General features: G+C 48.7%; 10 protein-coding genes and 1 pseudogene. 9 read left to right on the forward strand and 2 right to left on the reverse strand.

The features are described 5' to 3' along the window. Window position 1: 1 nt before the first annotated feature. The 3 genes from IPL71_RS11200 to IPL71_RS11210 all read left to right on the forward strand — a co-directional run bounded on the left by IPL71_RS11200 (window position 2) and on the right by IPL71_RS11210 (window position 1,681). Window positions 2–265 (forward strand): alpha/beta hydrolase, encoded by a 264-nt coding sequence (locus IPL71_RS11200; RefSeq protein WP_345321594.1) that lies wholly within the window; start codon window positions 2–4, stop codon window positions 263–265. After that, the gene (locus IPL71_RS11205) at window positions 165–842 is read left to right on the forward strand and encodes an alpha/beta hydrolase (RefSeq protein ID WP_345321596.1); all 678 of its coding nucleotides are present in this window, start codon (window positions 165–167) and stop codon (window positions 840–842) included. The genes IPL71_RS11200 and IPL71_RS11205 overlap by 101 nt, the downstream gene beginning before the upstream one ends. 92 nt (window positions 843–934) lie before the next feature. After that, window positions 935–1,681 (forward strand): thioredoxin domain-containing protein, encoded by a 747-nt coding sequence (locus IPL71_RS11210; protein WP_345321598.1) that lies wholly within the window; start codon window positions 935–937, stop codon window positions 1,679–1,681. Between the two features lie 72 nt (window positions 1,682–1,753). Here IPL71_RS11210 and IPL71_RS11215 read toward each other — a convergent pair whose 3' ends face one another. Both IPL71_RS11215 and IPL71_RS11220 read right to left on the reverse strand, forming a co-directional pair. Continuing rightward, window positions 1,754–2,425 (reverse strand): response regulator, encoded by a 672-nt coding sequence (locus tag IPL71_RS11215; RefSeq protein ID WP_345321600.1) that lies wholly within the window; start codon window positions 2,423–2,425, stop codon window positions 1,754–1,756. Further along, window positions 2,422–6,195, reverse strand: coding sequence for a sensor histidine kinase (locus IPL71_RS11220; protein ID WP_345321601.1), 3,774 nt, complete (start codon window positions 6,193–6,195; stop codon window positions 2,422–2,424). Before IPL71_RS11220 ends, IPL71_RS11215 begins: the two co-directional genes overlap by 4 nt. A gap of 372 nt (window positions 6,196–6,567) precedes the next feature. On the opposite strand from IPL71_RS11220, the gene IPL71_RS11225 reads away from it, so the two are divergent. From IPL71_RS11225 to IPL71_RS11250, 6 genes and pseudogenes are all read left to right on the forward strand, one after another. Continuing rightward, window positions 6,568–9,129: an ABC transporter substrate-binding protein gene (locus IPL71_RS11225; protein WP_345321603.1), complete on the forward strand. Its 2,562-nt coding sequence runs from the start codon at window positions 6,568–6,570 to the stop codon at window positions 9,127–9,129. A gap of 64 nt (window positions 9,130–9,193) precedes the next feature. Then, a complete protein-coding gene (locus IPL71_RS11230) occupies window positions 9,194–10,327 on the forward strand; it encodes an ABC transporter permease (RefSeq protein WP_514130770.1) in 1,134 nt (377 codons plus the stop codon). Then, window positions 10,324–11,667: pseudogene (locus IPL71_RS11235) on the forward strand (ABC transporter permease). Before IPL71_RS11230 ends, IPL71_RS11235 begins: the two are co-directional and overlap by 4 nt. 47 nt (window positions 11,668–11,714) lie before the next feature. Continuing rightward, on the forward strand, window positions 11,715–12,671 hold the full coding sequence (locus tag IPL71_RS11240; RefSeq protein WP_345321800.1) for an ABC transporter ATP-binding protein: 957 nt from the start codon (window positions 11,715–11,717) through the stop codon (window positions 12,669–12,671). Between the two features lie 273 nt (window positions 12,672–12,944). Then, window positions 12,945–13,526: a DinB family protein gene (locus tag IPL71_RS11245; protein ID WP_345321605.1), complete on the forward strand. Its 582-nt coding sequence runs from the start codon at window positions 12,945–12,947 to the stop codon at window positions 13,524–13,526. Between the two features lie 87 nt (window positions 13,527–13,613). Further along, window positions 13,614–14,618, forward strand: a complete 1,005-nt coding sequence (locus tag IPL71_RS11250; RefSeq protein WP_345321802.1) for an ABC transporter ATP-binding protein — start codon at window positions 13,614–13,616, stop codon at window positions 14,616–14,618. Window positions 14,619–14,843: the final 225 nt, after the last annotated feature.

Consider the following 14,843-nt stretch of genomic DNA (forward strand, 5'->3'; position numbering starts at 1 on the left):
AATGAATCACTACGAAACAAATTGGAAAGCGCAGGACGGGCTGGATATTTTTGCGCAAGGCTGGGAACCAACGATCATACAGCCCAAGGCTGTGGTCTGTCTTGTACATGGGCTGGGTGAACATTCTTCACGCTACGCACATGTTGCTGAAGCATTCACCAAGGATGGATTTGTTCTCTTTCGGCGCAGATTTGCGTGGTCATGGCCGTTCCGGTGGTCCACGCGGACATATATCCTCGATCGAAGATTTCATGCAGGATATTGACGTATTGTTGGAGCAGGCACGTGTACGGTATCCGGGTTTGCCGATCATTTTATACGGGCACAGCCTCGGCGGAATTCAAGTGCTGCATTATGGTTTGCTGCGTAAGCCGAATATCAAAGGGGTGATTGCCACCAGTTCCGGGCTGCATACGGCCATTGAACAACAAAAGATAAAAGTTATGATGGCAAAGGTGCTTGGTTCCTTGACCCCAAATACCGCCATCGCCAGCGGACTTGACGCAAAAGCCATTTCACGCGATGAAAAAGTGGTGCAAGCCTACCTCAATGATCCATTGGTACACGATAAAATATCGCTTGGCTTTGGCAGGGAGATGATCGGTGTCACTACCTGGACTCTTGCTCATGCTGGTGAATTTTCACTGCCCTTATTGCTCCTGCACGGAAAAGCGGATGCGATTGCCTTCCCTTCCAGCAGCACAGAGTTTGCCGCGCCCTTGAAGGAAAAATGCACGCTTGTATTATGGGACGATGCCTATCATGAACTGCATAACGAGCCGGAGAAGGAAGAAGTTTTCAAAACCATGAAACTTTGGATGAATGCGCGTTTGCAGGAATAAAATAAGAGCCTATTAACTCTTTACTGGACAAATCCATTTCAGCGTGGCACAATTCGCAGCCATCCCATTAAAAATAACAGGAGTAAGAGAGAATGAATAACCCGAAAGAAATGAGTAAGCGCCAATCTCGCCGTGAGCAGATGCGCCGCAAGGAAACACGTAACCGGTATATCGCCATTGGTTTGATAAGCGCTGTTGCGGTTCTTGTTGCTTTTTTGATCATCTATCCAAATTTCAAGCCGGTTGGCGCGATCTCCACCGCCCCTGAAGTTTCCCGCTCGAATGTAAAATTTAATGCGGCAGGGAATCCCGATGCCCCCATTCGGGTTGACGAATATTCCGATTTTCAATGCCCGTATTGCCGCCAGTTCTTTGAAGATACAGAAACAAAATTAATGGAAACATTTGTGGCTGATGGAACTGTGTATTTTGTTTACAACTCTTTTGGCGATTTTATCGGCGCTGAATCTGCCCGCGCTGCCGAAGCGGCTTATTGCGCAGGAGATCAGGAGAAGTTTTGGGAAATGCACGATACTATTTTCGTTAATCAAACAGGTGAAAACGTGGGCGCTTACACTGACCGCCGTTTGAGCGCATTTGCAGAAAAATTGGAACTGGATATGGATACCTTCCGATCCTGTTTTAATGGCGGCGACTATAAAGAGCTGGTTACCCAGGATGCGAAAGATGGTCTTGCTGCCGGCCTTCAGGCTACGCCTTCGTTTGTCCTATCCTATACTGTGAATGGCGAAACCAAAACCAGGATACTTTCAGGAGCGCAAACATACAGCGCCTTCCAGCAGGAAATCGAAACGATTTTGGCAGAGATCGGGCAGTAATATTTTTTGAAATTATAAAAGGACACGGTTGTCATTGACCGTGTCCTTTTTGATTCACACAAGCTGTGCGGATTATTTTTCCGGAGCACTTTTTCTATGAACGATCCCCTGCCGCCAGGCATAGACAGCCACCTGGGTGCGGTCTGCCAGATGTAATTTGCTGAGTATATTGCTGACATGGCCTTTGACTGTGTTTTCACTGATGACAAGCTTTTCGGCGATCTGGCTGTTGGTGAGCCCGTTTGCGATCAACTTCAATACATCTGTTTCGCGGTCGGTCAATTCAGTGAATAGCGGCTGTTCTTCGCTGTTGTCACCACGAATATTTTGCAGCACACGCGCAGCTACGGTGGGGTGCAGGGTAACTTCGCCTTGTACTGCACGATGCAGCACATCCACAAGTTTTTCCATTTTCATATCTTTTAAAATATAGGAAATTGCGCCGGCTTTGAGCGCAGGGAAGATGTGTACATCTTCATGATAGGAGGTCAATACCACCACCTGTGTGCGCGGACTGATCTGCTTTACACGGCGTGTGGTCTCAATGCCGTCCATGCCTGGCATGATCAAGTCAAGTAAAACAATGTCGGGGATCAATTCAGAAACCAAACTTACAGTTTCTTCGCCTGAAGAAGCCTCGCCCACGACGTGAAAGTCGGAGATGGTTTCGAGATATGAGCGAATGCCATTTCGGACCACTTCGTGGTCATCTGCGATCAATATGCTGGTACGGTGATGTTTCATGATTTATCTCCTGCGCTGTTTTTTATAATAGGGAGCTGCGCGATGACGCGCGTTCCCTGCCCGGATGCACTTTGAACTTGAAGAGTTCCACGTACGCTGCTGATGCGGTCACGCATGGAGCGGAACCCCATCCCTTTTGCTTTTTGTTCCATATCGAAACCACATCCATCGTCTGCGATGGTGATGTGGAGCAGGTCAACGGAATAGATCAGTGAAATATCCACCCGCTTTGCCTTACTGTGACGGGCAATATTTGCAAGCGCTTCTTGAATCACGCGATAAACAGCCTGTTCTGTTTCCAATGGAAGAGAGTGCTCATTCTGAATCGTGAGCTTGACCACTGCATCGTTGCGGTTTTCCCACTCGAAGACATATTCCTTCAACGTTGTTGGCAGACCTCTTTCCTGTAATGCGATCGGATAAATTTCCTGAATGAGGAAGGTCAATTCCTGGATCACATCATAGACGAGAGTCTCCGCTTCGCCAATATGGATATTGGCTTCATCCGGCCGGGTTTTGTAGATGCCGTTGGCGGTGCCGAGCTGCGCGAGAGCCGCGAATGCTTTTTGTTTGGCGCTGTCATGCAGGTCACGGGCGAGACGGTTGCGTGCTTCCATCACTGCCAGATCCTTGGTCTGTTCAAACAATTGCATATTCGCGATCGAAAGCGCGGCACGATGAACAAGAGCCGTGAAAAGCCGTACCGTGCTTTCGTTAAGCGCATTGGGGCGTGTGTAGCCCACGTTGAAAAGCGCAACGACTTTTCCGTCCACAACAATGGGGAAGTGCGCAAAAGATTGAATGCCTTCGTTGCGAATGACAGTTTGAATGTCACCGCGCAGGGTGTTTAGTTTTATATCTGAAATGATGATGGGGTCACCTGTCTTCATGGCCTGACCAACCAATCCTTCACCGGCTTCAAAACTTAATGCATATAAAGTTTTGGGACTGAAACCGTAACTGACATGCGGTAATATTTTTTGTTTTTCCTTATGCCAGATAAAGATCGCGCTTCGATCTGCTTTGAGCATGGAAATGGAAACATCCACAAGTGTTTGGAAGACTTGATTCAGTGTGACGTTGCGCAGGATCTTTTCATCTGCCTGATACAGGGCTTCGATCTCACGATTGCGTTTTTCAAGATCAGCGGTCCGGTTTTGGACGAGGCGCTCCAGTGCGCGGTTGCGTCTTTGAATGCTTGTTACACGCCAGCGATATCCGCCGGCGATCAGTGTGCTGAATACAAGAATAAATAAGCTGCGAAACCACCAGGTTTGCCAGAATGGGGGAATGACCGTGATCTTTATGGAATGTCCCTCTTCATTCCACACGCCGTCGCTATTGGAACTGCGTAACTTGAGTACATATGTTCCGCCGGGCAGGTTTGTATATCTACCGTTACGCCGTCTGCCAATGTCGTTCCAGCCCGGGTCGAAATTTTCAAGAAAATAGGCATACTGGTTTTTTCCAGGCTGCCCAAACGCAAGCCCGGTAATTTCAAATTCAAAGGAATTCTGAGGCCATCTCAAGGTGATCTCTTGCAGACTTTCAGCCGGAGTTTCCTCTGAGATGGGTTTTCCATCCATGGTGAGGGATGTGAGTATCACTCTGGGTGGAATGTGATTTTTTTTGATCTCATCCGGCAGGAAAACATTAAACCCGTTGATACCGCCAAAGTATAAATTTCCTTTTTGATCTTTGGCGTAGGCATTCTGATTGAATTCGTTACTCTGCAGGCCGTCATTGGATGTGTAGTTACGGAAAGTTTGCGTTTTCAGATTGAAGCTGGATATGCCAAAATTCGTACTGACCCATAAATTTCCGGTTTTGTCTTCAAGGATGCCGTAGATAACATTGTTGGACAGGCCATCCCTTTCTGTGAAACGTGTGAATGTATCTGTTTCAGCGTTATACCGATTCAAACCGCCGCCTGCTGTGCCCACCCATAAGGTTCCCTGAGTATCCATGTACAAACTTAAAATAGTATCGTTGCCCAGACTTGCTGGGTCATCAGGGTCGTTGACATAACTGGTGATTATGCCGCTATTGGGATCAAAATATTTTAATCCATCATTGAATGTGCCGATCCACAGGCGGAAGTTTTCATCTTCCAGGATGGAAATAATTTCTTCACCTTCAAAGTTGTTTGGCGCATTTTCTTCGTTTTCGTCTTTGTAATTAATAAATGTTTGCGATTGCGGGTCAATTTTATCGAGGCCGCGGCCGGTGCCGATCCAGAGGATGCCGGCATGATCTTCATAGATCACGTAAACTGGAGCGCCGGAGAGACTGTCTTCCTTGATGGAGTCTGGCATGAAGTGGATAAACTTTTCTGTTCCGGGGGTAAAACGATCAAGTCCACGGGTTGTGCCGATCCAAAGATTTTCATTGCCGTCCACAGTGAGGGAAATGATGTCGTTTGTGTTGATGGAATTCTGGTCGTTGGGGTTGTGCTGGTAGAGTTTGAATTGATTGGTGGCGGTGTCGAAGCGATTCAATCCGTTTTCTGTGCCGATCCAGGCAATGCCATTGTTGCCGACCACAATTGGCAGGACAAAGTTACCGCTTAGGCTGTTGATCTGCCCGGGATTCTCGCGATAGTAGGAGAAGTGATCCTGCTGACGGTTATATTTATTTAATCCGCCGCCATTGGTTCCGATCCATAAGATATTATTATCATCTTCAAAAATGGATAGGATGTTGTTACTTGAAAGGCTGTTGGAGATCAGGTATTGATGTTGATGGCGGATAAATTTAGCCTGTTGTTCATCGTAGCGGTTCAATCCATTTTTTGTGCCGATCCATATTCCATTGGAATGGTCTTGATGGATCGTGTATATGATATTGTCGCTGATGCTGTTTGTATCGTTGGGGTCATAAATAAACTTTAAAAAATTCTGACCTGATGTTTCTGAATAATTTAATCCGTGGGCGGTGCCAACCCATAGCCGGTCTTGTTTGTCGACGAGGATGCTAAGGATGCGATTGTTGCTGAGGCTGGTTGCCACAGTTTCATTATGTTTGAAGGTTTTGAACGTTTCTTTCGTTTTGTCGTAGAAATTCAAGCCTGCATCTTTTGTGCCGATCCATAGATTTCCTGAGGGATCGAAAGCGAGGGCGCTGATCCAGTTGCTGCTGAGCCCATTGGGGCTTCCGGAAGATTCGCGGTAATGTGTGAATTTTTCTGTTTCGTAGTCTAGAAAATCGAGACCCAATTCAGTGCCAACCCATATCCCTGTTTCATCGGCAAGCAGGGCGAGAATCTGGTTATTGCTGATGCTCTCCAGGTCTGTTTCTCTGTGCATGAAGCGTGTGAATTTCCCAGTGCGCGGATCGTAACGATTTAATCCGCCGAGACGGGTGCCAACCCATAGATTGCCATGTTTATCTTCTGTGAGTGCGGTGATCCAAAGGTCGCTCAGGCTGTTGGGGTTGGATGTGTCGGGTTTATAGATTTTAAATCCATAACCATCAAAGCGGTTCAGGCCGTCCTGAGTGCCGATCCATAAAAAGCCTGTTCGGTCTTGCAGGATGACATTCACCACACTTTGAGATAGTCCTTCTTCAAGACTGAAATGCTCAAAGCGGATGTCCTGGCTGTATGTTGTTGTACTCGTGTAGGAAGTGCTGATCGAGGCCGCACCAGTTTCAGGTCCAGAGGATGAAGCGGGCGTGGATGTATTTTGCGGCGTGGCGGCAGGGTTTGCTAATCCGCATGAGGCGATCAGCAGGGTAAGACATAGAGTCGCATAAATAAGATATTTTCGCATGATGTTTGTTAATTATATGCTGTTTGTAGATGCCATGTCGATTCAGCCCCCCTCCTGTAGTGGGGTTTTTTTGTTGCCCGGGCAGGTGGAGATTGCCGCTTTTTTTAGGTGGGGAAACCATTCAAGCGTGGGTGCAAAGATGGACACGCAGACGCATGACAGGCAGGCGTGGAGTTTGTATGATTGGCTTACTCCTAGCGGAGGCATTTCTCTCCTCAAGAAAGCAACCGCGGTTTGGCGCGTGAGGCGGATATCAGCATTACGCACTGGTTTCCGCCTCACACCATATCAAACGAAAAATAGAAGGAGGTGGTTGGTCTAGATTTTTTGCCTTTCTTTTCATTGGTTTAAATTTAAAAAGGAGATAAGAGAATGAAACAAAAGATTTATGTATTATTTAGTTTGCTGGTGGTACTTGGTTTGATGCTGGCCGCATGTGCGCCGGCCACTTCTGAGGCGACCAGCGCCCCGGCAGTAACGGATGCGCCAACGACTGCAACCGAAGCGCCCGCAGCCGCCACTGAAGCCCCGATGACAGATCATACCGGCGCGTGGGTTGATTCAATCGTTTTGTCTGAAGATAGTTCTGCTGAATCTGCGATCACCCGTTTGGGCTCTGGTGAATTGGATATGCACGCTGATTCAGTTGCAGAGGCTCCCGCATACGAATTGTTGAAGGCAAACTCTGATCTGACTTCTTCAGATGCGGTTGGCTCAAGCAATACCGTTATGATGAATCCATCTGAATTTACAGACGGCCGCTTGAATCCGTTTTCGAATCGCAAGATACGCGAATCCATGCACTGGCTGTTGGATCGCGACTATATTGTGGAGGAGATCTATAAAGGTCTTGCCAAGCCGCGCTTCACAGTGTTGACCACGGTCTTCCCGGATTATGCGCGTTACGCTGATATTATGCGCGAACTGGAAGCCAAGTATGCATATAACCCTGAGAAGGCACAGGAAGTAATCACCGCTGAGATGACCGCCATGGGCGCCGAATTGGTGGATGGCAAGTGGAGCATTAATGGTGAGCCAGTTGTATTGATCTACATCATCCGCACTGAAGATAACCGCAGACCGATCGGTGATTATTTTGCAGGCCAGTTGGAAAGTGTTGGTTTCACATTGGATCGCCAGTTTAAGACTCGTTCTGAGGCTTCACCAATCTGGAATCAGAGCAACCCCGCTGATGGTTTATGGCATCTCTATACCGGCGGCTGGATCTCGCCCTCCATTGACCGTGATGAAGGCGATCAATTCAGCGCATACTTTACACCGCGCGGCAGTTCAGGTCCGCTTTGGCAGGCTTATGCGCCTGTCCCTGAGTTGGATGCGGCTGCTCTTGCTTTGGAAGGAAATAATTTCTCGACACTTGAAGAACGCCGTGATCTATTCGATACAGCTTTGCGTCTTTCGATGGAAGAGTCGTATCAAGTCTGGTGCGTGGATGAAGTTGCATTTGTGCCGCGTGCCGGTAATTTGATCGTTGCCAGTGACCTCGCGGGCGGCGTGCAGGGTTCGCAAGTTTGGGGTCAAACTCTGCGCTTTGACGGTGAAGAAGGCGGCGAAGTCCGCATTACCCAGCCTGGCATCATGGTTGAACCATGGAATCCGCTGGCAGGCACGAACTGGATCATGGATGGATTCCCGCAGCGCGCCACCAGTGATAACGGCGTGATCTCTGATCCATTTACCGGTCTGGCTTTACCACAGCGTCTTGAGCGCGCAGATGTGACCGTTGTGGAAGGTCTGCCAGTTGCCAATACACTTGATTGGGTCACATTGGATACTGCAAGTTCCATTTCAGTCCCTGAAGATGCGTGGGTTGATTGGGATGCCAAGGCTCAGAAGTTCATCACTGTTGGAGAAAAATTCCCCGACGGTTTAACTTCACTGACGAAGACGACTGTTTACTATCCCGCCGGGATGTTTGACTCAGTCAAGTGGCACGACGGAAGCAATCTTTCCGCAGCTGACTTCGTAATGAGCATGATCCTGGTCTTTGACGCTTCCTACACTGACAGCGCCATCTACGATGAAGCCACTGTTGCCGCGTTGGAAGGTTACCTCGCACATTTCAAGGGCGTCCGTATTGTTTCGACAGAGCCGCTCGTGATTGAAACGTATGATGATGCTTTCAACATTGATGCGGAAACCATTGTTTCCAATAATCAGGCCTATCCAAATGCAACCTGGTGGCCGCAATATTCCTATGGTGAAGGCGCCTGGCATTCATTGGCACTCGGCGTTTTGGCTGAAGGTAACAATGAATTGGCCTTCTCCACCGATAAAGCCGGCGCGCTCGAAGTGGAATGGCTTTCCATGATCAGTGGACCAAGCCTCGACATTCTGAAGAAATATCTCGATCAGGCTTCTGCTGAATCTTATATTCCGTATGCCGCGACATTGGGCGAATTTGTCACCGCTGACGATGCCGCTGCGCGTTACTCCAACCTCGGCGCATTCTACGCGGAACATAATCACTTCTGGGTCAACACCGGTCCGTTCTTCCTCGATAAAGTATTCCCTGTCGAAGGAACACTGACTCTGACCCGAAATCCTGAATATACAGACAACTCAGACAAATGGTCACGTTTCAGCGAACCAAGAGTTGCCGTAGTGGAAGTGGACGGCGCCGGACAAGTCGCTGCTGGCAGTGAAGTTACCTTCGATGCATTTGTCACCTTCAAGGGTGAACCCTATGCAAGCGCAGACATCAGCCAGGTGAAATATCTACTCTTCAACACCGCTGGTGAACTTGTCACCTCAGGCGAGGCTGAATCTGTTGGCGAGGGCCAGTATCAGGTCACGCTTGATGCGGGTACTACATCCCAACTTGAAACAGGCGCGAACCGTATTGAGTTTATCGTTGCCCCCTCTGTGGTGAGTATTGCTTCGTTCGGTTCATTTGAGTTTGTTGTAACCAAGTAGTTGATCTAAAAGTAGACCGTCACCTTAGGAAGGTGACTGCTCACTCGAAATAGCGAGAAATGCCATGACCACTTCAGCACAACCTATTGAGCCGATTGTGATTCCGGTTAGAAAATCATCCAGCGGTTTTATGCGTCTTTTGAAATATACAGCCGCGCGCCTGATCTCATTATTTGTCACCGTGGTCATTGGCATTTTTCTCACCATTCTGATTGCCAATATGGGCGGCTATGTGGATACGATCCGCAGGGCGGAAATTCGTGAGGGCATCATGCTGCGCGTCAACGGCTCGAATATGCTTGACAACCTGACACAGGAAGCCAAAGTAGCGCGGATCGATGAAATGATCCGTCTTGAAGAAAAACGACTCGGACTCGATCAGCCTTTCATGCTGCGCACGGTGAATTACATGTCAGATGCGTTGACTTTGAATCTCGGCCGCGCACAGAAGATGTCGAGCGACAGCGGCTCGCGCACGGTGCGTCTCATCATCCTTGAGCGCCTCGCCCCGACCCTGATGCTGTTCGGTTTTTCAAACATCATTCTCTTCTTTGGAAGTGTGATGATCGCACTTAACCTGTCACGCAATTATGGCAGCTTTTGGGACCGTTTCATTGTTGGCCTCGCTCCCACTTCCTCCGCGCCCGGCTGGTTTTATGGATTGTTTCTGATCGTGATCTTCGCGGGGGTGCTGGGCTGGTTTCCTTTTGGCGGCATGGTCGATTCGCCTCCGCCAGATTCGTCCATGCTGTATTTTTTCAGTTTGATGGATCATCTTATTTTGCCGACCATTGCCATCGCATTGAGTACGCTCTTCTTAAGCGCGTACAACTGGCGCACGTTCTTTCTTATTTTCTCAAGTGAAGATTATGTGGATATGGCACGCGCCAAAGGATTAAGCGACCGCGACATTGAACGCCGCTATATTCTGCGCCCCACACTTCCCACCATCATCACCAACTTTGCTCTTATTCTCATTTTTTTATGGACAGGTGCACCGATCATGGAAACGGTTTTCAACTGGCCCGGCCTGGGGCGCACTTTATTTCAGGCAGTTGGTTTATTCGATATTCCTGTCATCGTCGGTTCAACGGTCATCTTTGCCTATCTGCTTGCGATCACTGTGTTCGCGCTTGATTTTATTTTTGCTCTTGTTGATCCGCGTGTGAAGATCGGCTCTGAAGGAAACAAGCAATGATCGCATTTCGCAAATCGCTGAAAGACCTCGCGCAGTATCCATCTGCCATCGCGGGCATGATTATGATCTTTGGCTTTCTGGCTATTTCTGTCTACGCCGTAACCAGCATTCCCTATAACGAAGCGATTCGTTTGTGGCGCGGCGGGGAAGGGGTCTGGTACAAGAATCCGGTTGCCGCTCCGCCCGCGTGGACAAATTATTTTCGCAGCGAGAAATTGCCTGAGTCAATTGTCTTGAGTTCCTCCGAAGGCAGCGCTGAAAAGATCATCACCGATAAAGGTGACGGCATTTCTGAAACACTTCTCACCTACACTTTTGATTATTCGTTTGATGCGTTTCCCCAAGGAACTCGCAGTTTATTTCACGTCCACATTCACGGCCAAGGAACCGTATGTTTCGATCTTGTGGATCACGCCCGATGGGAGAGAAATTCGAATTGCTGATACAGCTATCGGTTCGACAGATACGCTCTATTTTTCGCAGGATGCCAAATTGCAGCGTCGTCTGGGTGGGGAAACTCCTGCCGAGGGATTATTCCTCCTGCCGGAAAATGATTCGCGTCTGGCGCAGCGCGGACTCTACACCCTGCGCATCTCTGCGCTGACCTTTGAGCCTGATTCGGTTATCGATGCAGATTTCGTACTCTATGGGCAGGTGCACGGCTGGGCCGGGACAGATCATCAGCGCCGCGATCTTTCGGTGGCTTTGTTGTGGGGTATGCCGGTTGCATTGGCATTTGGTTTACTCGCCGCATTTGGCACGACCATCATCACCATGATCATCGCGGCTGTAGGTTCATGGTTCGGCGGCTGGCTCGATGAATTAATTCAACGCCTGACGGAGATCAGTTTGGTGCTTCCGTTTCTGCCGATACTTATTATGGTTGGTACATTTTATTCACGCAGTATTTGGGTGATTCTAAGCGTGACCATTCTGCTCAACATCTTCAGCGGACAGATCAAAGCCTACCGCGCAATTTTTTACAAGTGAGAGAGTCACCATATATTGAAGCAGCGCGTTCTTATGGTGCGAGTCAATGGCGCATTATTTTTCGTTATCTGATCCCACGTATTATTCCAATTCTCATTCCGCAATTGGTGACGGTCATTCCCGCCTTCGTATTTCTCGAAGCCTCACTGGCTGTGTTGGGATTAGGCGACCCCGTTCTGCCCACCTGGGGCAAAGTGATCGACGATGCCCGCGCAAACGGCGCACTCTTTCAAGGACAATATTACTGGGTGCTTGAGCCTTCTGTTTTGCTGATGCTGACCGGGCTGGCCTTCGCCATGCTCGGCTATTCATTGGACCGTATTTTTAATCCGCGCTTGAGAGGGGTGTAACGATGGAGTCGCGAAATCTGCTTTTGGAAAATCCCGTGTTAAAAACAATGGACGCCCCCAGACTTCTGCATATTGAGAACCTTGTTCTCCACTTCCGCACGCAGACCGGCGCCGTGCAAGCCGTGGACGGTGTCAACTTTGATCTGGATTACAACCGCGCCGTTGTCATTCTCGGCGAATCGGGCTGCGGCAAAACATCGCTTTCAAAAGCGCTGCTGCGTCTGCTTCCGCGCAACGTGGATAAATACACCGGCAAAGTATTTCTGCAAGGCGTGGATGTGATGACTCTTAACAATGACGAGTATCGCAAGAACGTGCGCTGGGTGGGCATGTCACTTGTGCCGCAAGCCGCCATGAACGCGCTCAATCCCGTCCTCAAGGTGGGGGATCAGGTTGCCGAACCCGCTCTTTTGCATTTGGGATTAAGCAAAGCTGAATCGCTGAAGCTTGTTTATAAAATGTTCCAACACGTTGGCGTGCCTTTGGATTTTGTAGACCGCTATCCGTTTGAATTGAGCGGCGGGATGCGTCAGCGTGTGGCACTAGCGATGGCGCTGATCACTTCTCCCAGCTTGATCGTTCTGGATGAACCCACTTCCGCTTTGGATCTGTTGACTCAAGCCAACATCATGAATGTGCTAAAACGCATCAAACATGAACTTGGAACATCCTTCATCCTCATTACGCACGATATCGCCACCTCCAGTGAACTCGCGGATGAAGTCGCTATTATGTACGCAGGCCAGATCGTGGAAACAGGCAATGCAAAAGATTTCTTCCCCGCGCCTTTGCATCCATACTCGCAAATGCTGATGGCAAGCGTCCCTCGCTTGAGGAGTGAATCTGACCCGATGTTTATTACCGGTCAACCGCCCAGCCTTGCCAATCCGCCCAAGGGATGCCGCTTCGCGGCGCGTTGTCCATTCCGCTTTGAGAAATGTACAGAAGAACCTCCTGTTTTTCAAAAAGGAAACCGCAAGGTGAAATGCTGGCTGCATGAATAAAACAATTCTCTACTCTCTCGCAAAAACCCTAAGAGGCTGTTTAATAACTTAACCACTAAGTCACAAAGACACAAAGCCACGAAGTTTTTTTCCTTAGAGTCTTAGAGACTTTGTGCCTCACCTGCACTGGCGTGCGGCGCAAGTGTTATGGTCAAAAAAACAGACTTATTAAACAGTCTCTAAAGGTCTTTTTTGTTAATCAGGTTTTTATGAAAGCAAGGCAGACCTTTAGGGTTTGCACGTGCGATACAGAAAATAATAAAAGGAAACTCCATGTCACCACAAGCTCTTTACGATGTTCATTCTATGTTCAAGGATATTCATAAGGTTGTGATCGAATTTGCTCAAAGCCTTGATGAAGATCAATTATATTGGAAGCCGAAAGGCTACAGCACTTCGATCGGATTCCATCTCTGGCATCTTGCACGCGAATCGGATTTTCTGAAAACCGTAATTTTGGAGCGCACGCCTCAACTCGGCGAAGAGTTTGGTGAAGCCAAAGAGATTTGGGCCAAAGAAGACCTGGCGAAAAAATGGGGCTTTCCCACTGAGCTGAATGCCACAGTCGGAACCGGCCTTTCCGATGAGATCGCTGCCACACTGCCCATTCCACGCAAAGACGAGCTGGTGGAATATCTGTGCCGTTCCTATGAAGCGTTGGAGCAATTCGTTGAATTGCTTGATGAGCGCTATCCCAACTTCGACAATGTGGATGAGGAGTTGAAGAAGAAGCTGCAAAATATCCGCTTAAATCTGCTCGTCTTTCTTTCGCATGATTGCCGTCATTTGGGCATGATGGAATGTTTGAAAGGTTTGCAGACCGGTTTTGGATCGGCTACGGAAAATAGAAAATAAACAAACAGGCTTTCCGAAGTTTTGGCCATAAAGGAATCCGTGCTTATGAATGCAGATACGATCACTGAATTAAGAAAGGTAAATAAGATGACAGCTACGATTAAAGAACCGCATGAGACCTTGCTCTCGATTCGTGATCTGCATGTCTGGTATGAATTGCGCCGCTTTGGCTTCGGTCACGCGGGCTATGTCAAAGCCGTGGACGGTGTCAGCTTTGATCTGGCAGAAGGGGAGACGGTGGCAGTTGTCGGTGAGTCAGGATGCGGAAAATCCAGTTTGATGAAGACCATCCTTGCGCTGCATCTCCCTACCAGCGGTGAACTTATTTTTGAAGGGAAGAATTTATCCACTTTAAAAGGCAACGCTTTGCGCGATTATCGTTTTGATATTGGTTATGTCCAACAGGATCCGTACGGCGCGCTTCCGCCTTTTATGAATGTGCAGCAAATTCTTGAAGAGCCGCTGCTCATCAGCGGTGTAAAGGATAAGCAGGAAAGGCTTGAGCGAATTCGTAACGTGATGAGCGAAGTAAAACTTCATCCGGCCGATGATTATCTAACTAAATTCCCGCACATGCTAAGCGGCGGACAGCAGCAACGCATTGTCATTGCGCGAGCCATGATCCTGCAACCCAAATTGATCGTGGCCGATGAACCCGTCTCCATGTTGGATGCATCGGTGCGTGTTGAGATATTAAAGATATTAAGTGCTTTGCAGGAAAAATATCAACTCTCGGTGATTTACATCACGCACGATCTTTCAACTGTGAAATATTTTTCCGCGCGCATCTTTGTCATGTATGCTGGGAACCTGATCGAAAAAGCTGAAACGCGCAGCCTGCTTGAGAATCCCTTTCATCCGTATACGATGGCATTACTCGCTGCCACTTCCGATCCTGATGCGCGCAATGCCGATACATTCAAAGAGGTTCCTCCGGGTGAGCCGCCGAGTTTGGTTAACCCGCCGAAGGGCTGCCGTTTTCATCCGCGCTGCGCAAGAATTATTGCAGGGCTGTGTGATGAAAAGGAACCCCTGGAATTTGAACCTGCCCCCGAACATTTTGTGGCCTGCTGGCTGTATCAACCCCAATGAGATCTCCACGCTTCCTGCTTACCCTCGGCCTGATTCTAATGTCAATGGGCTTTATCCTACCCGTGCTGATGGTCATGCGGATTTTGCCCCTTGGCTTCTTCCTGAGTTTCCTCTCGTGGACATCCTCCGTTGCTGGGATTGTTTCTGAGCGTGATCGCTGTGGCCTATATGGTGAACTTCCGCAGGTGATATACAATTGGGCGGCTAGTGTGCCATCTCGAAATC

Origin of the sequence: Candidatus Villigracilis proximus (assembly GCF_016717045.1) — a bacterium.
Lineage (GTDB): Bacteria > Chloroflexota > Anaerolineae > Anaerolineales > Villigracilaceae > Villigracilis > Villigracilis proximus.